The sequence below is a fragment of the Shewanella denitrificans OS217 genome (genome assembly GCF_000013765.1).
GTDB lineage: Bacteria > Pseudomonadota > Gammaproteobacteria > Enterobacterales > Shewanellaceae > Shewanella > Shewanella denitrificans.
This window is the reverse complement of sequence record NC_007954.1, coordinates 2,996,245-3,018,376: the sequence shown is the minus strand read 5'-3', so window position 1 is coordinate 3,018,376 and position 22,132 is coordinate 2,996,245. Positions and strand designations below refer to the sequence as shown.

At 45.6% G+C, this 22,132-nt stretch carries 18 protein-coding genes; 14 read left to right on the top strand and 4 right to left on the bottom strand.

All coding sequences use genetic code 11. The annotated features are described in order from the left end of the window. The first annotated feature begins 124 nt into the window (after positions 1 to 124). Both SDEN_RS13095 and sstT read left to right on the top strand, forming a co-directional pair. Positions 125 to 949 carry a M14 family metallopeptidase gene (locus SDEN_RS13095; RefSeq protein ID WP_011496957.1) on the top strand — a complete coding sequence of 275 codons (825 nt, stop codon included), beginning with the start codon at positions 125 to 127 and terminating at the stop codon, positions 947 to 949. A gap of 170 nt (positions 950 to 1,119) precedes the next feature. Beyond that, positions 1,120 to 2,343, top strand: coding sequence for a serine/threonine transporter SstT (sstT, locus tag SDEN_RS13090; protein WP_011496956.1), 1,224 nt, complete (start codon positions 1,120 to 1,122; stop codon positions 2,341 to 2,343). A 113-nt stretch (positions 2,344 to 2,456) separates the two neighbouring features. Here sstT and SDEN_RS13085 read toward each other — a convergent pair whose 3' ends face one another. Continuing rightward, complete coding sequence (locus SDEN_RS13085) at positions 2,457 to 3,110, bottom strand: RluA family pseudouridine synthase (RefSeq protein ID WP_041406360.1); 654 nt, start codon at positions 3,108 to 3,110, stop codon at positions 2,457 to 2,459. Between the two features lie 235 nt (positions 3,111 to 3,345). Next, positions 3,346 to 4,017, bottom strand: a complete 672-nt coding sequence (locus SDEN_RS20870; RefSeq protein WP_011496954.1) for a protein disulfide oxidoreductase — start codon at positions 4,015 to 4,017, stop codon at positions 3,346 to 3,348. 174 nt (positions 4,018 to 4,191) lie between these two features. Between SDEN_RS20870 and zapE the strand changes: the two genes are divergently transcribed. Both zapE and megL read left to right on the top strand, forming a co-directional pair. Then, the gene (gene zapE, locus SDEN_RS13075) at positions 4,192 to 5,427 is read left to right on the top strand and encodes a cell division protein ZapE (protein WP_011496953.1); all 1,236 of its coding nucleotides are present in this window, start codon (positions 4,192 to 4,194) and stop codon (positions 5,425 to 5,427) included. A 231-nt stretch (positions 5,428 to 5,658) separates the two neighbouring features. Then, entirely contained in the window at positions 5,659 to 6,831 is a 1,173-nt protein-coding gene (gene megL / locus SDEN_RS13070) for a methionine gamma-lyase (protein WP_011496952.1), read from the top strand. Positions 6,832 to 6,933: 102 nt separating this feature from the next. Here the strand turns inward: megL and cysK are convergent, their stop codons facing one another. Further along, a complete protein-coding gene (gene cysK / locus SDEN_RS13065; protein ID WP_011496951.1) occupies positions 6,934 to 7,902 on the bottom strand; it encodes a cysteine synthase A in 969 nt (322 codons plus the stop codon). A 398-nt stretch (positions 7,903 to 8,300) separates the two neighbouring features. On the opposite strand from cysK, the gene SDEN_RS13060 reads away from it, so the two are divergent. Together SDEN_RS13060 and SDEN_RS13055 are read left to right on the top strand one after the other, a co-directional pair. Continuing rightward, positions 8,301 to 9,422, top strand: a complete 1,122-nt coding sequence (locus tag SDEN_RS13060; protein ID WP_041405809.1) for a beta-ketoacyl-ACP synthase III — start codon at positions 8,301 to 8,303, stop codon at positions 9,420 to 9,422. 24 nt (positions 9,423 to 9,446) lie between these two features. Then, complete coding sequence (locus tag SDEN_RS13055) at positions 9,447 to 10,670, top strand: diguanylate cyclase (protein ID WP_011496949.1); 1,224 nt, start codon at positions 9,447 to 9,449, stop codon at positions 10,668 to 10,670. A gap of 115 nt (positions 10,671 to 10,785) precedes the next feature. Here SDEN_RS13055 and cysZ read toward each other — a convergent pair whose 3' ends face one another. After that, the gene (gene cysZ / locus SDEN_RS13050; RefSeq protein ID WP_011496948.1) at positions 10,786 to 11,559 is read right to left on the bottom strand and encodes a sulfate transporter CysZ; all 774 of its coding nucleotides are present in this window, start codon (positions 11,557 to 11,559) and stop codon (positions 10,786 to 10,788) included. A 165-nt stretch (positions 11,560 to 11,724) separates the two neighbouring features. Between cysZ and SDEN_RS13045 the strand changes: the two genes are divergently transcribed. From SDEN_RS13045 to SDEN_RS13010, 8 genes are all read left to right on the top strand, one after another. Next, the gene (locus SDEN_RS13045) at positions 11,725 to 15,141 is read left to right on the top strand and encodes an AAA family ATPase (RefSeq protein ID WP_011496947.1); all 3,417 of its coding nucleotides are present in this window, start codon (positions 11,725 to 11,727) and stop codon (positions 15,139 to 15,141) included. A 19-nt stretch (positions 15,142 to 15,160) separates the two neighbouring features. After that, complete coding sequence (gene zipA, locus SDEN_RS13040) at positions 15,161 to 16,171, top strand: cell division protein ZipA (RefSeq protein WP_011496946.1); 1,011 nt, start codon at positions 15,161 to 15,163, stop codon at positions 16,169 to 16,171. A gap of 58 nt (positions 16,172 to 16,229) precedes the next feature. Beyond that, positions 16,230 to 18,242 carry an NAD-dependent DNA ligase LigA gene (gene ligA / locus SDEN_RS13035; RefSeq protein WP_011496945.1) on the top strand — a complete coding sequence of 671 codons (2,013 nt, stop codon included), beginning with the start codon at positions 16,230 to 16,232 and terminating at the stop codon, positions 18,240 to 18,242. A gap of 64 nt (positions 18,243 to 18,306) precedes the next feature. After that, a complete protein-coding gene (locus SDEN_RS13030) occupies positions 18,307 to 18,927 on the top strand; it encodes a DUF2919 domain-containing protein (RefSeq protein ID WP_011496944.1) in 621 nt (206 codons plus the stop codon). 182 nt (positions 18,928 to 19,109) lie between these two features. Then, a complete protein-coding gene (locus SDEN_RS13025) occupies positions 19,110 to 20,330 on the top strand; it encodes an HD-GYP domain-containing protein (RefSeq protein WP_011496943.1) in 1,221 nt (406 codons plus the stop codon). A gap of 135 nt (positions 20,331 to 20,465) precedes the next feature. Beyond that, complete coding sequence (locus SDEN_RS13020) at positions 20,466 to 21,323, top strand: SDR family oxidoreductase (protein WP_011496942.1); 858 nt, start codon at positions 20,466 to 20,468, stop codon at positions 21,321 to 21,323. A 72-nt stretch (positions 21,324 to 21,395) separates the two neighbouring features. Further along, positions 21,396 to 21,626 carry an RNA-binding S4 domain-containing protein gene (locus tag SDEN_RS13015; RefSeq protein WP_011496941.1) on the top strand — a complete coding sequence of 77 codons (231 nt, stop codon included), beginning with the start codon at positions 21,396 to 21,398 and terminating at the stop codon, positions 21,624 to 21,626. A gap of 9 nt (positions 21,627 to 21,635) precedes the next feature. Continuing rightward, positions 21,636 to 22,022: a ribonuclease E inhibitor RraB gene (locus tag SDEN_RS13010; RefSeq protein ID WP_011496940.1), complete on the top strand. Its 387-nt coding sequence runs from the start codon at positions 21,636 to 21,638 to the stop codon at positions 22,020 to 22,022. The last annotated feature ends 110 nt before the right edge of the window (positions 22,023 to 22,132 follow it).

The window sequence follows — 22,132 nt, the reverse complement described above, 5'->3', positions numbered from 1 at the left end:
TATTTAGGTATTTTCTTAGTATTTTATTCAAGATATTTTATCTTAGTATGGTGCGCAGTTTAGTCACCCAAAGAGGCTTAGCACCGCCACAACACCACTTTATTTTGCGAAAGAAGATGAGTTTATGACAAGCAGATCCCCATTTGAGTCTTTTGTATGGCAGTCAGAGATATTTAATTGCCAGAGCAATGATATCGACGCTTTTTACGCTCAGCTAGCCGAAGAGGTTAACCGTCTTGGGCTCAAGAAAAACACCTTAGGTAGCGTTGACAGCTTTGCTATCAATCTCTATCAATCTGCAAGCCAGAGATCAGATTTACCTTCATTGCTCATTAGCTCTGGATTTCATGGTGAAGAAGCCGCCGGTCCTTGGGGCATGTTGCATTTTTTACGTGGCTTGCAGCCGGCATTATTTGAGCGGGTAAACCTGAGCCTTTTGCCTTTGGTGAATCCAACCGGTTTTAAAGCAGGGCATAGGTTCAATCGTTTTGGCGAAAATCCCAATCGAGGCTTCACTCTGGAAAATGGCAAGCCTACCCCCAACGAACACACATCCCTTGAGGGTAAACTGTTACTTGAGCATGCTCAGCTACTATGCGCCGCCAGTCGGGATGGCATTTTAACCTGCCACGAGGATGTGCTTATGAATGAAACTTATGTCTACTCTTTCGAGCCGACTCAAACACCGGGACGTTTCAGCCTGGGGCTCAGAGACGCATTAGGTCAGTATTTTAAACTGGCGAAAGATGGGTTTATCGATGAGTGTCCGGTAACAGATGGGGTGATTTTTAATCATTTCGATACCTCCTTCGAGGCTTTCCTTGTTCGAAGCGGCGCTAAATTAGCTGCCTGCAGTGAAACGCCTGGGCAGGAGGATTTCGACCGACGAGTGCAGGCAAACAGTGCCGCTATGGGACAATTTATCGCCCACTGCGCGCCGATCCTTTAGCATAAACAAGTTAACGCTTGGTTTTGGCCGAGTTCCGATTGATATCCTCAAAAGTATCGGTTAGCTTACTTTGGTGATATTCCATCTTGATAATATTGATTGGCAATACCCTGACAGGATTTTGCCTATTTCACTTGTTAGCAAAACAATAACAATAAGTAAGGTTTCTTATGAGTTCTAATCCATCACTTTTTAGCCGTATTATTCATGGCAGCTTAGTATTACAAATCATTGTTGGTATAGCGTTAGCGGTTATTTTAGCCAGTGTGTCAGCGTCTGCGGCTAGTCAAGTCGCTTTTCTTGGGGATTTCTTTGTTGGCGCCCTTAAGGCGATAGCACCCATTTTAGTGTTTGTCTTGGTGGCATCCTCCATAGCCAATCAAAAAAAGAACAGTCACACCAATATGCGGCCGATTATTAGCCTTTATTTGATTGGTACCTTTGCCGCCGCATTAACGGCAGTGCTTTTGAGTTTTTCCTTCCCCACCACCTTAGTGTTGGTGACAGGAATTGAAGGTTCGAACCCACCTCAAGGTATTGCTGAAGTCTTAAATACCTTGTTATTTAAGTTGGTGGATAATCCCGTTAATGCGTTAATGACTGGTAATTACATTGGCATTTTAGCCTGGGGTATTGGTTTAGGTATCGCGCTGCACCACGGCACTGATGCAACCAAAGCCGTGCTTAATGACATTAGTCATGGGGTGTCGCAAATGGTGCGCTTTGTTATTCGATTAGCACCTCTTGGTATTTTTGGTTTAGTGGCAGGCACTGTAGCAGCGACAGGTTTTGATGCCTTAGCAGGTTACGCTCAGCTACTGATGGTGTTAGTGGGGGCCATGTTAATTATGGCCTTGGTGGTGAATCCGTTAATTGTTTACTTAAAAATTAAACGTAACCCCTATCCTTTGGTGCTTAAATGCCTAAGAGGTAGCGGGGTAACCGCATTCTTTACCCGTTCCAGTGCGGCGAATATTCCGGTGAATATGGCTTTGTGTGAAGAGCTTAAACTTCACGAAGATACGTATTCTGTTTCTATCCCCTTAGGGGCCACCGTTAACATGGGTGGCGCTGCGATTACCATCACAGTGCTAACGTTAGCGGCGGCGCATACCTTGGGCGTGCAAGTGGACTTTGTCACAGCATTATTACTGAGCGTGATGGCGTCCGTTGCAGCCTGCGGCGCCTCGGGTGTTGCGGGTGGCTCGTTATTGCTTATTCCACTTGCTTGTAGTCTATTTGGTATTTCTAATGATATCGCCATGCAGGTTGTGGCAGTGGGCTTTATTATTGGCGTAGTGCAGGACTCAGCTGAAACCGCCCTTAATAGCTCCACCGATGTGCTCTTTACTGCAGCAGCCTGTGAAGCCGCAGAAGCTAAAGCAAATAGTTAGCACCAAACTCTAACACGTATGTGAATGCCCAAAGGCAGACACAAAAAGCCCATGATGTTTGCATCATGGGCTTTTTCTTTTTAAGCAGCTAAATATAGCCAAGGTGATGGGTATTAAAACGGATGCTGGCTAAAAAACTGTATTTCAATCTGCTTGAAAGGGTGAAGTAGGGTCAAAGATTGCGCATGCAGATTCAGTCTGTGACTGGCGGCTATAACAGTTTCGTCACCGTAAAACTCATCCCCAATAATGGTGTGCCCTAGGGCCTTCATGTGCACCCTAAGTTGGTGAGTGCGACCCGTGTGTGGTTTTAATTCTACTAGGCTTGTGCTCGCTCTGTGCTCCAATAAGCGGTAATAAGTGAGCGCTGGCTTACCTGACTCTATGACTTGCTGAAAAGGCGGTGTCATTGGATCCGGCCCGAGAGGAAAATTGACCTTGCCATCTTGGTGTTCGAAACATCCGCTGACTTCGGCAATATAAACCTTTTTGGCTTGCCTATTTTGAAACTGAGTCTTGAGATTGGATTCGGCTTTTTTATTGCGAGCAAAGATCATAATGCCTGAGGTATCGCAATCGAGCCGATGAATGAGAATCGTCTCAGGATACAGGCGCTGTAAACGTGTGATGGCGGTATCATAGGTCTCAGGTGCGCGGCCTGGGTTTGACAGTAATCCCGACGGTTTGTTGATGACTATGATGTCTCTATCAAGATAGCGTATGTCAAGCCATGGAATACTCGGTGGCTGGTAATTAAAGACTTGCATCACTGGGCTGTGGTTCATTGTGCTCTCTATCATGGGCATGATGTTACTTGAAGAGGGTATCTATGTGGCAGTGTCACAGGCTTTTGTTGATACCTTAAGGGCGCTAATGATAACAAGATTTAACGGCCAACGAAAAGCGGACACCATTATTACTCAGCTTATGACAATTTATCGCAACTGTTTTATAGGAACTGATTTCAATTCTGCTCAGTGTAGTGCTAGTTGTCAGCATTGCCTACAGGCTTGCCCACCAAAGCCTAAGACGTAGCCCCCATTGTGAGCTGGCGCCTGAGGTAACGAAGACAATCTTATTTTGCTCATCTAAGATATAAAACGCCGGCACTGCCTGAACGCCCCAAATCTCACTTATGCTGCCATTATCATCATTGATAACATCGAACTGGTAGTCTTCTTGAGTCATAAATTGATTGATCTGCAAATCGGTACCTGAAGCCAAGGCAATGGCGATAGTGGGGTAATCCTGCGCTATGGCGGTAACTTCGGGGGACGTGAAGCGGCACACTGGGCACCAAGAACCAAAAAAGTACACAAGCTTCGCCTTGGGCTCATTGGCATAGCTTGAAAATGCCATGCTGCCTTGAGTTGTCAACATATTGAGGCTAGGCGCTATATCTTTAAGCATGTGACGTTGCTGATAGCTTGCAATGGCAAACCCTATGATCAGCAATAGGCTTAAGTCTCGAAATAAATGAAGCCAAAAACGGCGCTGCTTAACTTGTGCACATGCCGTTAAGATACGCTGTCGCCAATTGGGCGGTATAACGGCTTCTGCCGCTGTTGGGGGAATTGAGCTTATGGTCGGGCTATCTGCTCGAGATGAGCCAGGTTTAGATGAGCTGGGTTCGGCCAATGGATTTCTTCTTATGCTGGAATGAACTAACTTCATCTCTTATACGCTGGCCACCAATGTACTCAGCGGCAAAAGACTAGGGTTCAATTGGGTAACTTGCTCTATGGTACTCTGTTTCATTGCATCAGAGTAAAGTAAACTGCGATTGGAATAAAGCTAACCCATAGGATTTAAGACGCCAGCGTTGAGTGTTAAGCGTCGCTATTCATCATGATTTTGTCACCACTGACCCGATACATAACCCTTTGCGAAAGCCATATTGTCGACGATCCTGCTCAACATCAGGCGATAACGGCATTAGAAGCGCTTTATCAGCTATGGTTCTGCCCTGAAGCTGATACTAACGCCAAAAAGTCTGACTCTACTATTTCCTCTAGCAAGATAGGCAGGGTGAAAGGGGTATACCTTTGGGGCGATGTGGGCCGGGGTAAAACCTTGCTGATGGATATATTTTATCAAGCGGTCAGTGAGAGGCAAGCTGACCAAGTGCTCAGGCTGCATTTTCATCGTTTTATGGCTATGGTGCATAAGAAACTTAATCAGACATCTGGCAAGGGGGACCCTCTGCTTTATATCGCTCGGGAGTTAGCGGCAGAATTTAGGCTCATTTGCTTCGATGAATTTTTTGTGGCTGACATTGGTGATGCCATCTTGCTTGGACGGCTATTTGATGCACTGTTTAATTCGGGTGTGGTACTGGTGGCAACCTCTAACATTCCCATCCATGAGCTGTATAAGAATGGCCTGCAGCGGGATAGGTTTCTGCCTGCAATCGCCCTGTTGCAAACCTTTAACCATGAGATTCACCTCAGTGGGCAAGTGGATCACAGGCTTTCAATTTATAACCCAAGCGCTATCAGCGATGAGGGCCTAGCAGGACTTACGTATTTACCATCACAGCAAACCCCTCAGGTAATGTTTGAACACTTATGTGCTCAGCGCTATTCGAGGTTTTCGCCGCAGTTAGCGCCACAGACAAACACGAGAGTGCGTATTTGTCAGCGAGATATTCCTGTTAAGGGTCTGTGTGGCTCCATCGCTTGGTTTGAATTCTCAGCCCTGTGCCAAGGGCCACGCTCGGCCTTAGATTACATAGAGATTGCCGAACGCTTTAGCCATGTACTGGTGAGTTCTGTGCCCCGTCTTGGCGGCGCCGTGCGAGGCTGGATAAGAGCTCGCGGCACCGAAGATGGGGCCCTAGCAACCACCACAGGAGAAAGACAATTAGCCTATGCAGTAGAGGATGACCCCGCGCGGCGTTTTATTAGTTTGGTGGATGAATTGTACGATCAAAAAGTGACGTTAGTGCTTAACAGCCAATGTGCACTGGATGAACTTTATCAAGAAGGTGCACTTAAATTTGAGTTTCGCCGCACTTATAGCCGTTTGGTAGAAATGCAGCGATTCAGTGAGCGAACTGATGTCCAGCATGCTAGCTATTCATAGGTGTGACTCGGTTACAAACTGACTAAGTGCTGCGTAGGTTGTTAACGCCAACCCCATTTAATTAACGCAGATGTTTTGCATGTAACATAGTTTTTACATCGCAAGGCGGGATATTTTTTGTCACCCCATTGGCTAAATCGTCAGTCCCTGTATGTTATGCAAAGATGAAATTAATTCATACTGAGCATTACCACACTAACAACACATAATATTTGTGGTCAGGAGATTGAAATGCAAGATAAATGGAAGTCAGCAACGGTTGCGATTCATGGTGGTCATCAAAGAGAAGCGTTTGGGGCGCTGGTGACACCTTTATACCAAAGTGCCACCTTTGCGTTTGAAACCGCAGAGCAGGGCGGAGCGAGGTTTGCTGGGGACGAACCTGGCTATATTTATACTCGTCTTGGCAACCCAACCACGGCTGAACTCGAACGAAAGATGGCGCTGCTAGAAGGCGCCGATGATGCGGCTGCAACGGCATCTGGCATGGCGGCCGTGTCTGCTGCGCTATTGACTCATCTGGAGCAAGGGGACCATTTAATTGCCTCTAAAGCCGTGTACGGTTGCACCTATGCGTTGATAACCACCCAGCTTTCCCGCTATGGTATCAGCACAAGTTTGGTGGATTTTAGTGATATGCAAGCGGTTGAAGCCGCTATAAAACCTAACACTCGGGTACTTTTTTGTGAAACGCCGGTGAATCCCCATCTACAAGTGTTTGATTTAGACGCCATGGCGAAAGTGGCTAAAAAACATGGGCTGATTAGCATAGTGGATAACACCTTTATGACGCCACTGCTGCAAAAGCCATTGGCTATGGGCATAGACATGGTGATCCACAGCGCGACCAAATATTTAAACGGCCATGGTGATGTGATTGCCGGCATAGTGTGCGGCAACAGCGAGCATATGCATAAATTGAGGTACGAGATTTTAAAAGACTTTGGCGGCGTTATGTCTCCCCATGATGCTTGGCTTATTCTGCGAGGGCTTAAGACTTTAGATGTGCGCTTAGCAAGGCATTGTGATAATGCCGAAATATTGGCTAACTACTTGGTTGAGCACAAGGCCTTTTCCCAGGTGTTCTACCCAGGGTTAAGTACCCATCAAGGTCATGCGTTTATTGGCAAGCAAATGAAGCGTGCTGGTGGCGTGATAGCGTTTGAGCTTAAGGGTGATAAGCAAGATGCAATTAACTTTGTCAATCGTTTAAAGCTATTTACCATAGCGGTAAGTTTAGGTGATGCTGAGTCATTAATTCAACATCCTGCCTCCATGACTCACTCGCCTTATACCTTAGAGGCCAGAATGGAAGCTGGGATCACTGATAATTTATTGCGAATTTCAGTGGGCCTTGAAGATGTGCAAGATTTAATTGCTGATATCGAGCAAGCGTTAGCGTAACTCAACTCGGGTAAATAGACGAAAAAACGCCAGCATATGCTGGCGTTTTTATTGGGGTTAATCTGTTGGTGACTAAGGCCAGCCTAAGCAATTTCCAACGGATTATTGAATGTTTTCAGCGTCGTCAAATTCACCTTGGAACAAGACTGAAGATAAATAACGCTCAGCGGCTGATGGCAATATAACCACGATAGTTTTACCTTCAAATTCAGGTAAAGCCGCAATGCGATTAGCTGCAACAACGGCGGCACCTGAAGAAATGCCGACTAAGATGCCTTCTTCTTTCATTAAACGTCTTGCCATTTCAATGGCGTCTTCATTACTGACAGCTTCGACTCTGTCAACTAATGACAAATCTAAGTTACCCGGGATAAAGCCTGCGCCTATGCCTTGGATTTTATGAGGACCCGGTTGCAAAGGCAGACCCGCTAAGGCCTGGGCGATGACAGGGGAGTCTACTGGCTCTACCGCAACCGAAGTAATGGCTTTACCTTGAGTGTTTTTAATATAACGGCTCACCCCGGTTAAGGTGCCACCCGTACCGACACCTGCGACAAATACATCGATTTGACCATCAGTATCATTCCAGATCTCTGGCCCTGTGGTGTTCTCATGAATTTCTGGGTTTGAAGGATTCTCAAACTGCTGCAAAATCAGGTACTTTTCAGGTGCCGATTGACGAATTTCTTCGGCTTTATCGATAGCCCCTTTCATGCCTTTAGCGCCTTCAGTGAGCACTAGATTTGCGCCTAAGGCTTTAAGCAATTTACGGCGCTCAAGGCTCATGGAATTAGGCATGGTTAAGGTCAGTTTGTAACCGCGAGCGGCAGCAACATAAGCTAAGGCGATACCGGTATTGCCTGACGTTGGCTCAATGAGTTCGATATCTTTATTGAGCAAGCCTTTCTTTTCTGCATCCCAAATCATGTTGGCGCCGATGCGGCATTTAATACTGAAGCTTGGGTTACGTGATTCAACTTTAGCCAATACATTGCCATTGCTGACCTTGTTGAGTCTAACTAAAGGCGTATTGCCCATAGTGTAGGAATTATCTTCGAAAATCTTGCTCATGATACTTATGCTCCTTTGAGTTCATGTATTGATCATAATCAGCTTTGTGTGTTTGAGAAGTGATTCTTTGTTCTGCTTTATGCTTTTTAGTTATGAATGAAACAATTTATATGCCAATAATATCCACTCTTGTGCTTCAAAATGAACGCATAACCTAAGCCTAATGCCTGTTTGGGGCTTATTTTTAAGAGGTAAAGTACAGCTTATTAGTCCCTTTGCTGCTTGTTTGGTCTGACCATCGCAAAAAAAGAAATTAGTAGTAAAGTAATTCAAGTAGATAGTACTAGAATAAGCAACAACAATTTACGGCCAATATTAATAATACGCCCATTGCATGATAGTTCTTTTTTGAGTGTTTATGGATTGGCCGCTCATTCAATTGGTCGGATAAGAGTATGATGAAAAAGGTAGTTATTTCTGGGTCGGGCTTATTTACCCCACCCTATAGCGTCTCCAATCAGGAACTGGTTAGCAGCTACAATGCGTATGTGGACCAATTCAATTTAGCCCATCAAACTGAAATAAAAGAAGAAAAAATTGCGCCATTAGCTCATTCATCCAGTGAGTTTATTGAAAAGGCTTCAGGTATTCAGAACCGTTATGTCATGGTTAAAGAAGGGATATTAGATCCCAATGTCATGATGCCCTTGATTGCCGATGCGCCATCAGATGCCCTGTCAATGCAGGCGTCCATGGGGATTGAAGCGGCGAAGCAAGCATTGGTGGAGGCAAATCTGTGCGGTGAAGATATTGATCTAGTCATAGTGGCCTGCGCCTACACTCAAAGAGCCTACCCTGCGATTTCGATTGAAATTCAACAGGCGCTCGGCACTCAAGGTTTCGCCTATGACATGCTGGTGGCCTGTTCGTCGGCGACCTTCGCCATAGTCAATGCCCTCAATGCCATTCGCGGCGGCACAGCAAGACGTGTGCTGGTGATAAACCCTGAGCTGACCTCGCCGCAGATTAACTTTAAAGACAGGGACAGCCATTTTATTTTTGGTGATGTAGCGACAGCGGTAGTGGTAGAGGATGCGCAATTATGCAAAACAGATAATGCGTTTAGTATTCTATCCAGCCGCTGCGTAACAAACTACTCCAACAATATTCGCAGTAATTTTGGTTTCGTCAACCGCTGCGATCCCGCCAATGCTCAAAACGCGGATAAGTTATTTCATCAACAGGGCCGTAAAGTATTCAAAGAATTGTTGCCTATGATCTACCAGCATTTAGACGAACAATTTAATGATGAGCAGATTAAGCCTGATGAATTTAAACGCCTCTGGTTACACCAAGCTAACATCAATATGAATATGTTTGTGGTGAAAAAATTATTGGGTGATGATGTTGACCCCATTAAAGCACCAATTGTACTCAATGAATACGCCAATACGGCCTCGGCAGGTTCTGTCATTGCATTCCACAAATACAAACAAGATTTTGTCCGTGGTGATTTAGGCCTGCTATGCTCATTTGGTGCGGGTTACTCAATCGGCAGTATCGTATTAGAGAAAAACTAGTTCTTACAAGAAGAGGTGAGTGGATTGCGAATTCTGATCGTTGAAGACAGTACTACGGTATCTAAAATTTTACAGCATTACATTGTTCAAGAAATAGGCTGTGAAGTCGATACCGCCGCCGATCTCACCTCTGCCATTGCCTTACTCGATAAGCATAGCTATTTCGTGGTGGTTGCCGACCTTGTGCTGCCGGATGCACAGCATGGTGAGATAGTTAAATTGGTTCGTTCTGCCTACCAGACACCTTGCATAGCGCTGACAGGGCAGTTTAATGAAGAGCTTCGTACTGAGTTACTCACCATGGGGATCGTCGACTACATCCTTAAAGAAAACCGCTACAGTTATCAGTATGTTGCCAAGTTAATCGCTAGGCTTTATCGAAATAAAGACGTTAAAGTCTTGATAGCCGAGCAGTCGGTTATTAGTCGCAAATTTGTTAAGTTGTTATTAGAGCAGCACTTGTTTCAAGTCATCGAAGTCGAAGATGGTGCCGAGGCATTGACTGTACTTGCCGAGCAGAAAGACATTCGCTTACTTATCACAGATTATGATATGCCAAACCTCAATGGCGCCGATTTGGTGATTAAGTTAAGGGAAGAATATGAGCGGGAAGATCTTGCCATTATCGGTTTGGCAAGTGATGCTAGCCTGTCGGCACGCTTCATTAAAAATGGCGCCAACGACTTTTTGCAAAAGCCCTTTGTACATGAAGAATTTCATTGCCGCATCAATAACACCTTAGATGCCCAGGACATGATGAAAATGTTATGGGAAAAGGCCAATCGAGATTTTCTCACTAAGGTCTTTACCCGCAGGTATTTTTTTAGCCATTATCAGGATGAACATGAAGAGCAAGGGTGTTTCAGTTTAGCCTTGCTGGATATCGACTTTTTCAAAAAAGTGAACGACACCCACGGACATGATGTGGGTGATGAAGTGCTAATGGTGTTTGCCAGTCGATTAACCGAAGCTTTTGGGCATAAATTCACTGTGGCCCGTTTTGGCGGTGAGGAATTTGTGGTTGCATTTAAAGGGCTAGATATTGAAAAAACCATCACATTAATGGAGGCGTTTCGGCAGCACAATGAGCAAAAGAGCGTTAAGACATCGGCCGGTGAATTAATCGTTACCTTTAGTTGCGGTTTAGCCGCCTTTGGCGATGAGTTGATTGATGATGTGTTAATCAGGGCTGATGAGGCCTTGTATGAAGCCAAGCAGCAAGGCCGAAATAGGATTGTGATGCATTAAGCTGGTTAATCAAAACGACAAGCTTACTCAAAAACAAAAATGCCAAGTTGATCACTTGGCATTTTTATTGAGTTTATCATGTTATTAAACTTTAACACTCTTCAACTCGGGTTAACTAGTCTCTGGCGATGGTCGGGTGTTTATAGGCATCTCTATACCTGTCTACCCATAAGGCAGTTGCACCGCAAATTGCCACTGGCATCACGATAAAGTTCACGATAGGGATCATGGCGAACAGGGTCACGGCGGCGCCAAAACTGTAACTTGTGCCCTTGGTCTGGTTGAGGGCAAACTTCATGTCCTCAAAAGGCACTTTATGGTTATCGAAGGGGAAATCACAATACTGCACTGCCATCATCCAGGCTGTGAATAAAAACCACAGCACAGGTGCCACAGTCTGACCTACCACAGGCACCCAAAATAAGATTAAAAAGCCAATGGCGCGGGGTAAATAATACTTAAGTTTTTGCCATTCACGGCCAAAAATTCTAGGCAAATCTTTCACCAAATCGAGGGTGCCACCTGAGTTTAATGCTTTACCCGTGAGGTGCTGCTCGACTTTTTCAGCCAAAAGGCCATTAAAAGGTGCCGCTAGCCAGTTCATTACCGAGCTAAACACAAATGACATGATAACCAAGAGGCTGAGCACCGCTAAGGGCCAAAGAAAAAACTTAAGCCAAGTTAAGTAGTCTGGTAGTTGGCCATTGACCCAGTCAAATAACAGCGCCAATTCGCCGACGGCAACATACATTACAGTCGCAAATAACAGTAAGTTAATCATCAGGGGGATAAACACGAAGCTTCGCAAACCCGGTTGTTTAATTAAAGCAAAACCATCCATAAAGTAGTTAAAGCCACTCTTATTCGGTTTTTTTACATCGCTGGACATTAAGGCTCTCCTTTAAAGTCTTTTCAGAATTGTGCTTACCTCAAGTTAATAAAACAAGGGGATATCGCTATTTTACTGATAAAAATCGTTACAAGGTGCGACCTAATTGCTAAAGTGAGCGCCGTTCACACTTGTCTTGAGCCCAGGAAATGACCCTTTAGCAATATGAGATTAAAACAGATAAAACTTGCTGGATTTAAATCCTTTGTCGATGTGACCAAAATTCCCTTCGAGCAGCAACTCTCAGCGATTATTGGTCCGAATGGTTGCGGTAAATCCAACATCATAGACGCGGTGCGCTGGGTGCTTGGGGAAAGCTCGGCCAAGAATCTTCGCGGCGATTCGATGACAGACGTTATCTTCAATGGCTCGAGTGTGCGCAGGCCAGTCTCTGTGGCTGGGGTTGAACTGGTGTTTGACAACAGCCTAGGGCGACTCGCTGGTCAGTATGCCAGTTATCAGGAAATTTCGGTTAAGCGTCAGGTGAGCCGTGATGGCGACAGCTTTTACTTTCTCAATGGACAAAAGTGTCGCCGCAAAGACATTACCGACTTGTTTATGGGCACAGGCCTTGGGCCACGCAGTTATGCCATCATAGAACAGGGCACAATTTCACGCTTAATAGAATCTCGGCCGCAAGATTTGCGGGTATTTATCGAAGAAGCTGCGGGTATTTCTCGTTATAAAGAACGCCGTAAAGAGACAGAGAATCGCATTCGCCATACCCGAGATAATTTAGAACGCTTAAATGATATTCGACTCGAACTTGGCAGCCAACTTGATAAATTGGCTGAACAGGCTAAGTCGGCGCTCGCTTATCGCGAGTTCAAACAACAAGAACGTCAGCTACAGGCACAGTTGTTGGTGGTGCGTTATCAAGAGTTAGCACTTAACACTGAGAAAATAGATAAAGAAATTCAGCTGCTTGAACTTGAACTTGCCGAAATTAATGCGGCGGCACAAGCGGCATCCCTGAGCCTACTGCAATGGCAAACTCAGTTAGCCGAGCTTAACGAACAAGAGCAGCAGCAAGTCGAGCATTTTTATCAGAGTAGGACTGATATCGCCAAATGCGAGCAGGCCCTACATCATTGGCAAACTCAACATAGTCAGTGGCAACAGCAAAAACAGGCATTAACCACCCAGCTTGCGCAAACCGCTCAAGATAACGTTCAAGGTGAAAACGAACTGCAAAGGCTAGAAGCCGATCACGTTCAGCAACACACTGTGTGGGAGGCGAGTCAGTACGCCTTAGAAATACTCGATGAACAAATAAACCAACTGGAGGAGTCCAGTGACGCGCTTAATGAAAACTTAAGCCGCTGTCAGGAAACGTTAGCCAACGCAAAAATGGCTCATGCAGTAGAGAATGCCAAGCGTGAGCACACTCAGAAGAACTTGTTGCACGCTGAGCATAAACTCACTGAGCTTGCTAATGAACTTGAAACCCTACAAGCCATAGATAACAGTGATGCTCGCCTGCAACTAAGCCAAGCCTTGAGTGATAACGCCAAAGCCTTGTCACAGCAGACTTTGCTTAGCGCTGAGCATGAACATTCAATGCAGGCCCAAGAGCAGGCACTCAATGACAAACTCGCTCATCATCAACAGCTGACAACCACACTGACCTCAGCCAAGGCCCGCCATCAAGTCATAGAGGAATGGCTCGCCGGTGAGCAAGAAAGTGATGGTAGCCAGTTATTGTGGCAGCATATAAAAGTGACCCCAGGTTGGGAGCTTGCGGTTGAATTGGCATTGCAACCAGTGTTGCAGGCGAACGTATTGCAAGGTGAGTCCAAGGCAGGGTTTATTCATTCAGCTGAATATGAGTCTAACCATCAAGCTTTTTCAGCGGCGGTAAACTTAACCCCGTGGACTGAGCGACTGATTTGGGTGGAAGATTTAGCTTATGCCAAGGCACACCTTAATGAACTTAAACCGCAGCAATGCTTTGTCAGTCGTGATGGGTATTTATTGGGCCATGGCTTCTTACTGCAAGCTCAAAGTCAGAAACAATCTAATTTGCTCCTGACTCAAGAGCTTAATCAGCTCTCATCCCAGATAAGTAGACTAGCTTCAGAGGTTGAGCTTAGCGAACAGCAAGTGCTGGACGCGAGAAACAATCTTGCAGAGGTAAAGTTGCTGGCACTCGAGTGTCAACGGCAAGGGCATGCGCTTGCGCTAAAGAAACAAGCCTTATCCTCTGAGATGGCAAAATTGTTACATCAAGATGACGCCAAAGAGACAAATCTGGCAAAGATAGCGTCATCCCAAGCCCAGCTTGAACAACAGCGTGAGGATAGCCAAGTGCAGCTATTGGCATTGATGACGCTATTGGACAGTCAAGATGATGAGTTACAAGGATTATCAAAAAAACAACAAGAGCTTAATCAAGAGTGGCTGTCAGTGAGTGCCCAGTTAAGGCAAGCTAAAGCGCAGCGCATTGAGCAAGATAACATCAAGCGTCAGCATGAGCATGCCCGTCAAACCTTGAGCACTCAAGTGGCGCTGCAGCAACAAACACTGCAACAAATTGCACTTAAGCGGCAGGAGTTGAACCACAGCTTGGCTCAGCTTGAGCAAGCCAGTCGCCAACAGCAAAGCAGTCAAGAGCAAGACCAACAAGCGCTGCTTGAACAGAATCTTGCGACCTTACTCCAGACTCAGGCGCAGCAGCAGGGGCTGCTCAATGATACGCGTGCTAAACAAGCACAAGTGCAAATCGAGCTAGATAATGTACTATTAACGCAAAAACAACAGCTTGGTATCATAGAAGGCTTGACTCAAAAGATAGGCGCGTTAAAGTTACGTCGTGAGGGTTTTAAAGGTCAAGCGGATGGCCAACAGCAATTGCTCGATGAGCATAAAGTGGATGTGTCTGCTGTCGCGCGTCAACTCAAGCCAGATGTGAAGACGCAGCAGTTAAGTAATGAGCTAGATAAGTTGCGGGCAGAGATCCTAAAGTTGGGTGCCATTAACCTTGCCGCTATCGAAGAATATGAAGTACAAGAGCAGCGTAAGGCCTATTTGGATGCTCAAGATGAGGATCTCAATAAAGGGTTAATGATCCTCGAAGATGCCATTCGTAAGATTGACAAGGAAACCCGCAGCCGCTTCAAGGCCACGTTTGAGGCCGTGAATAAAGATTTAGGCTTGTTATTTCCTAAAGTGTTTGGCGGTGGTCAGGCATATTTAGCGTTAACAGAAGATGACTTACTGGAAACTGGCGTTACCATTATGGCGCAGCCACCAGGAAAGAAGAACAGCAGCATTCATTTATTAAGCGGTGGAGAAAAAGCCTTAACCGCATTATCATTGGTGTTCGCCATCTTTAGGCTGAATCCGGCACCTTTTTGCATGCTAGATGAAGTCGATGCGCCACTTGATGATGCCAACGTAGAACGTTTTTGCCGTTTATTACAAGAAATGTCCCAAAGCGTGCAGTTTATATACATTAGCCATAATAAAATAACCATGGAAATGGCAGATCAATTAATTGGCGTTACTATGCATGAACCCGGCGTTTCACGTATAGTTGCTGTGGATATAGAACAAGCGGTCGCCATGGCGGACGCGCTATAAATAGGAATACAGGTAACCAATGGAAGATTTACAACTTGTTTTGTTTGTATTGGGTGCTATCGCCATTATTGCGGTATTGGTACATGGTTTTTGGTCCATTCGTAAACAACAACCTAAACCGATAAAAGAAAGAACTCGGGCGCAAAATATTAGCGAAGCCCAGCGCCGTGATAGCCAAGGTTTCGATGCCGATGGTATAGGCGCGGTGCGTGTGCGTAAGCCTGGAACCGAAGACTTGCCTAGCAGTCGTAATCATACCAGTGTCCCTGTGATGACATTGCAAAAAGCCTCAGCCACTGATGCGGGCGTCGCTTCATCCCATGGTTATAGTCCGGAGCGTACGACAGCTGAGCGGGCAGAACCTGTAAGGGCAGAGCGAGCGGCAACCAATGCTACCGTTGCGGGTTCCATGAATACTCAACCAGTAACGCCGCAGCCTGCAAGCTATGGCGTTCAAGGGGTAACAGCAGAAGTAAAGCAATCGGTTGAGCCTCAGACGATAACGCCTTCGCAGCACGTTCACATAGAGTCACCTAAGTATGGGGCAACAACTCAAGCTAGCCCTCAGCCAGCGAGCCCCGTGCAGAGTCAAGCGCCAAGAGAACCTGAGCCGCTTGGGGAACCACAAGATGTACTCGTACTTCACGTGGTGGCCCATGAAGGGCAAGAAATACAAGGTGCTGAATTATTGCCTTGTTTGCTATCACTCAACTTTAAATTTGGTGATATGAATATTTTCCATCGCCATAGCGACAATGCCGGTAACGGTAAGGTGTTGTTCTCTTTGGCGAATATGATGAAACCTGGGGTGTTTGATCCCGACAATATGGAACAGTTCTGCACTCAAGGTATCGTGATGTTTATGACCTTACCTTGCCATGGCGAGGCGCAGCATAACTTCTCCATCATGCTTAATTCTGCCGAGCAGTTAGCCGATGATTTGGGTGCCATAGTGCTCGATGAGCAGCGAAAAGTGTGGACTGAGCACAATAAACAAGATTATTTACGCCGTATTAAAGCCATAGTTTAACGTTATTATTGAATAATAAGGCCGCTTAAGCGGCCTTATTTGTTTGTTAGGATCAAGTATGTCAGCCATTCAACTTCAAATCGCCAATCTTGTTAACGAGCTTAACCAACATAATATCAAGTATTACGTTGATGATGCCCCAAGCGTTACCGATGCCTACTATGACAAGCTTATGCAGCAATTGTTGGCCTTAGAGGCCGAGCACCCTGAGCTCATCCAAAGCGATTCTCCAAGTCGGCGAGTTGGCGGTCATGCATTAGACAAGTTCTCACAAGTAACTCATCTAAAACCTATGCTCAGTCTAGACAATGCGTTTGAGCAGGCCGACTTTGAAGCCTTCAATAAGCGCATCACAGATAAGGTCGGCACTGTCGATTATGTTTGTGAGCCTAAACTTGATGGCTTAGCCGTATCTATCACCTATCGCAATGGTCAGTTTGAGCGAGCGGCAACCCGAGGTGACGGTACTGTGGGTGAGGATATCACTGAGAATGTGCGCACCATTAAATCGATTCCTATGGGACTTCGCGGCGACGGTTACCCTGAATTGGTGGAAGTGCGCGGTGAAGTGTTTATGCCAAAAGCGGCCTTCGATGCCCTTAATGCTCGTCAGCAGGCAAAAGGGGATAAAACTTTCGTTAATCCTCGCAACGCCGCCGCAGGCAGTTTGAGGCAGCTCGATTCTAAAATTACCGCATCGAGAGCCTTAGGCTTTTATGCCTATGCCCTTGGGGTGGTAGAGGGTGAAGTCCAGCCTATGGAGCCAAGTCACTTTGGTCAGCTAGCACAGCTTAAACGTTGGGGCTTGCCCGTCAGTCAAGAGGTGAAGCTCTGTGATAGTTTAGAGAAAGTGTATGCTTATTATGATGACATACTCAATCGCCGCGGCCAGTTAAGTTATGAAATCGATGGGGTCGTGATTAAAGTCAATGCTATCCCTAAGCAGCTTAGCTTAGGCTTTGTGGCCAAAGCGCCGCGCTGGGCCATCGCCTATAAGTTTCCCGCCCAAGAAGAGATGACGCTACTGGAATCGGTTGATTTTCAAGTGGGCCGCACTGGCGCCGTCACCCCAGTGGCAAGGCTTCAAGCAGTATTTGTCGGCGGGGTAACTGTGTCTAACGCCACGTTACACAATGCCGATGAGATAGCCCGTCTAGGCGTAAAAATAGGCGATACTGTGATCATTCGCCGTGCTGGTGATGTTATCCCGCAAATCGTTGCCATAGTGCCAGAAAAACGTCCGCAAGATGCACAAAATATCGTCTTTCCAACACACTGCCCCGTTTGTCAAAGCTTGGTTGAGCGTCTGGAAGGTGAAGCCGTGGCTCGCTGCAGCGGCGGCCTATTTTGTGAAGCGCAGCGAAAAGAGGCCATCAAGCATTTTGCTTCTCGTAAGGCGCTTAATATTGATGGCATGGGCGATAAAATTGTCGAGCAGCTTATCGATAAGGAGCTTGTCCAATCTCCCGCTGATCTATTCGGCCTAACGGCCTCTATGATGACCATGTTAGAGCGCATGGCGATGAAGTCGGCGACCAAACTCGTTGCAGCCATCGATGCCGCCAAAACCACCACCTTAGCGCGCTTCATATACAGTTTGGGTATTCGAGAGGTAGGCGAAGCCACAGCAGCTAATCTTGCCAATCATTTTAAAAGCTTAGCCGCAGTGCGTGAGGCAGGGGTGGAGCAGCTACTGGAGGTGGCAGATGTGGGAGAGATTGTCGCCAAGCATATTCGCCATTTCTTCGACCAAGCACATAACTTGGAGGTGGTTGATAAATTGCTCGCCGCCGGCATAAATTGGCCTGAAATTACTGCGGTTGCCGAGGATGAATTACGCTTGAAAGGTCAGACCTGGGTGCTCACTGGCACCTTAACTCAGCTTAATCGCAACGAGGCAAAAGCCCAGCTACAAGCTCTTGGAGCAAAAGTGGCTGGCAGTATATCCAAAAATACCGATTGTTTGGTGGCAGGAGAAGCAGCGGGCTCTAAGCTTGCCAAAGCCCAAGAGCTTGGGGTTAAAGTGATTGATGAAACCGAGTTGTTGGTTTTTCTTGGGCTCGCAGGTTAAGCCCAGTTGAATTTAGCTGGTGCTGTATTTTAGACAGGTTATTTGACAGTGAAACGGAGTGGCTTTGAACTTTAGCAATATTACCTGGCTCGATGATAAAGGTCATATAAAACCGCCGATATTCTTGTATTTGATGCTGGTTTTTTTGGCAAGAGGTTGGTGTGTATTTATCGCCTCTCTGACTCAATTTAGCGATCAAGCAGGCTTAGTGAAGCTGTTTTATCCCGAGAAAAGCGATTTCATCTTAGCGCTTGTTTCAGGTGTCGGCGCCGTGATGATTTATGGCTTAATCATTGCCGAACGTAAACGTTCACCTGCATGGCTTCAGCCTATTTTTAGGCGTCTTATTGGCATCTTGTGGCTCTTATTGGTGCTCGATGCCATTATTTTAGGTCAGAGATTAGCCCATGATTATTTTATCTTTAAAATAAGTTACGCCTTAGATGGGCTGATTTTATTCTGGTCAGCCTTGTATTTAGCCAATTCAAAACGTTTGATGCATTATGTGAAAGACTGGCATCCTGATGAGGAAATGGCTGAAACAAAGACAAGCAGTGAGTCGTCGCAAGATATTGACCGCGAACCTAGCGTAGCTAGCTTAAGATCTAAGCCTACCGCTAGGGCAGTAACATCTGTGCTTATGCAGCCAAAAATTAACCAAGCTGATAGCAATAAAAATGAATAAACTCTTTGGATTACGTCGGTTATTCACTAAGTCAATAATACTTTTGCGTTAATAGTGAGTAAATTGGGGCGTAAATTGAGCAAAAATTCGCTTATACTCACTTTTTTATAATAATAATCTATAGTTACTGTTACCTTTAACTCAGAATAAATTTTTATCGTCGACTTAAGAGGAGGGACTGTGTGGCCAAAGCTGAATTAATGCAACTCCCTGCCTCACAGATGGTGATAGGGTTAACGGTTAAGTTGCCCCTTGGTTGGACTCAACATCCATTCTTTATCAATCGCATTAAACTCACCAGTCAGGCACAGATAGAACTTATCCGAGGTTTAGAATTGACCTTTGTTTATGTGCTTTCCGGCCATGAACTCTTGCCTGAAGTTATTGAAGAAGTCGAAGATAAACAAGCGGATCCTATGCAAGTTAAGGCTAAGCCAAAGAAGGTCTTGGACTCAAAGGCTGCGGTCATTAAGGCGATGCGAGTCGGACAGCAGCGTTTCTTAAGCAATATCAACGAGAGTCGAAGTGTGTTTGCCCAATTTGCCATTGAACCTGATAAGGCATACCGTGAGGCTGCCACTATGGTCGAAGGTTTTGTGGATCATCTACAAGAAACTGACACGCCGTACTTGGCGTTAGTGGGCAGTGGCGAAATGGACGTGAGTGTGACACAACATGGAATTTCTGTGGCTGTGTTGTCGTTAATGATAGGGCATGCTTTAGAATTACCTAAGAGCGATCTTAGGGATTTGGCCTTAGGTAGCCTGTTTCATGATTTCGGTAAACTTAAGATCCCTGATAACATACGTCGTAAACGGAGTGAGTTGACAGAACCTGAGCAAAATTATCTCAAAATGCACCCCAATTTGGGTTTCGATTTGCTCAATGCCTGTAATTTATACCCTAAGAGCGTGCTCAATATCGTCCTGCATCACCATGAATATATCGATGGCAGCGGTTATCCGGACCACCTCACCGAGAAAGACATTCCGCTATTAACCCAAATAGTGTCTTTAGCCAATGACTATGAAGGTTTGTTAGAGCAGTTTACCTTTTCCCCCCAGTTAGCCTTAGGTACTTTATTTAAATCCCATGCAAAAAAGCATGCTCAAAATTTGATAGCAGCCTTAGTGAAAGTCCTTGGTATTTATCCTCCAGGCACCTTAGTCAGCCTATCTGATGGCAGCATAGGCAAGGTCATGATGACTACTCGAGAAGTTAAGCAGCCCCATGTGTGGTCTTGTAATTTAGGCGGCGGGGAAGCTAATTTAAGATTCTTGCTAGAGGAAGATGTTACCGTCAGCTCAGTGTTAAGATTAGAAGAGCTGACCGAGGGCGCCTTAAAAACCTTGCAAGCAGATAGCCCCATCAGCTTTTATTTCAGTGCCTTGCCAGACAATTAATAAGCTATTTCAGTATCAAATTATGATCCACTTCGTCATCATATTGTATGGCTCATGCTAATTATTTAGTGCTTAGCGCACAAACTAGATTCAAGGTTAGGCTAGTCACTAGCCCGCAAAGGATGTCATCACATAATGAAACAGATAGGTATTATCGGCTGTGGTTGGTTTGGTTTACCGTTAGCTCAAGCCCTTAAGCAGTTAGGGCATAAGGTTATCGGGACTAAACGCAGTATTGAGGGCTGTGAGCAGTTAGCCTCATTGGGAATAACAGCTTGTCCATTAGATCTCAATGATGACATTTTCTATAATGAGGCTTTTGCTAATAACACTTTCGCTAATAACATAAATGAGTTACTGGAATGCCAAGTCTTAGTGATTAACATTCCCCCAGGGCTTAGGAAAAAAGCAGGCAAGGCAGAGAGCCGCTATCTTGAACAGTTGAGTAACTTAGTGCATTTTATTGGCCCCCGCGGTTATCAAAAACTGGTATTTATCAGCACAACCGGCGTCTATCCTGCGGGGGATGACGCTGAGCTGCCACTGAGTGAAGCGGATGCTAAAGCTCACAATGACGCCAGTGAGATTTTACTTAACGCCGAAGCCTTATTTGCGCCAATGGATAACAGTTGTATCCTCAGGTTTGCAGGTTTGGTGGGACCTAATCGGCATCCTGGACGTTTTTTTGCCGGGAAAACAGGGATAAGTGGCGCCAATGTTGCGGTTAACTTAGTGCACCTTGATGATTGTATTGGCGCTGTGATTAAGGTTATCAATGCTGATAAGACGGCGCCCGTCTATAATATTGTCGCCCCAGAGCATCCCAGTAGAGGCGAGTTTTACCCCTTGGCAACGACACATCTTGGCTTGGTTGCACCAGTTTTTAATCAAGAAGTTATGCCAACAAAAGTGATATCAGGTGCGCTTATTTGTCAGCAGCTTGGCTTTATTTATCAATACCCAGATCCGTTGAAAATGCTGTATGCCTGCTAAGCTCACTTAGGGTATAATTCGATGCAGAAATGAGCCGGCTCGGTTTAGATAAGTGACCCTAAGGGCAAAAGCGTGAATAATATTCAAGAATTTCCACTGCTAAGCGGTGATGAGTTTGTAGAGCTGTATAAAGTACTTAAAGTACAAGGTCTAGTTAATGGCGGCGGCGAAGCCAAGCATGCGATTACCGAAGGTCAAGTCAAGGTCAATGGTGAAGTGGATACCCGCAAACGTAAGAAGTGTGTTGTGGGTGATATCATTGAATTTAATAATGAATCGATTAAAGTCGTTGCGACTAAGTAAGGATTAAACATGCAATTTCCAGATGACGACAATGGTGAAATGCTTAAAGCTATGGCCGAAGCAGGTATCGATCTTAGCAAAGCATTGGAAGTGGATTTCTTCCTAGTGTTTGACGAGCAGCGCGATGCAGAGTCGGCGCTGGAAGCCCTAAGTCAATCAGACTTAGAAGGTGAGTTAGAGCTAGTTTTTGATGACGAAATTGCTAAGTGGGAACTGATTGTCGCTATCAATATGGTGCCAGCTTATGATGCGCTAGTGGCGAAAGAGACTGAGCTTAATACCTTTGCTGCAGAGTTTGACGGCATGACGGATGGTTGGGGTGTGATGCAACACCAAGAAGGCGATGATGAATTTGCCGATGATGACCATGTGCATGGTCCCGATTGCAAACACTAATCGTACACTTGCCATAACACTCATAAAGCCGGCGATAAGCTGGCTTTATATTCAGTTTGTATTACTCTTATTTTCATTCAACAAAGATTACAGCTTAAGCATGTTTTAGT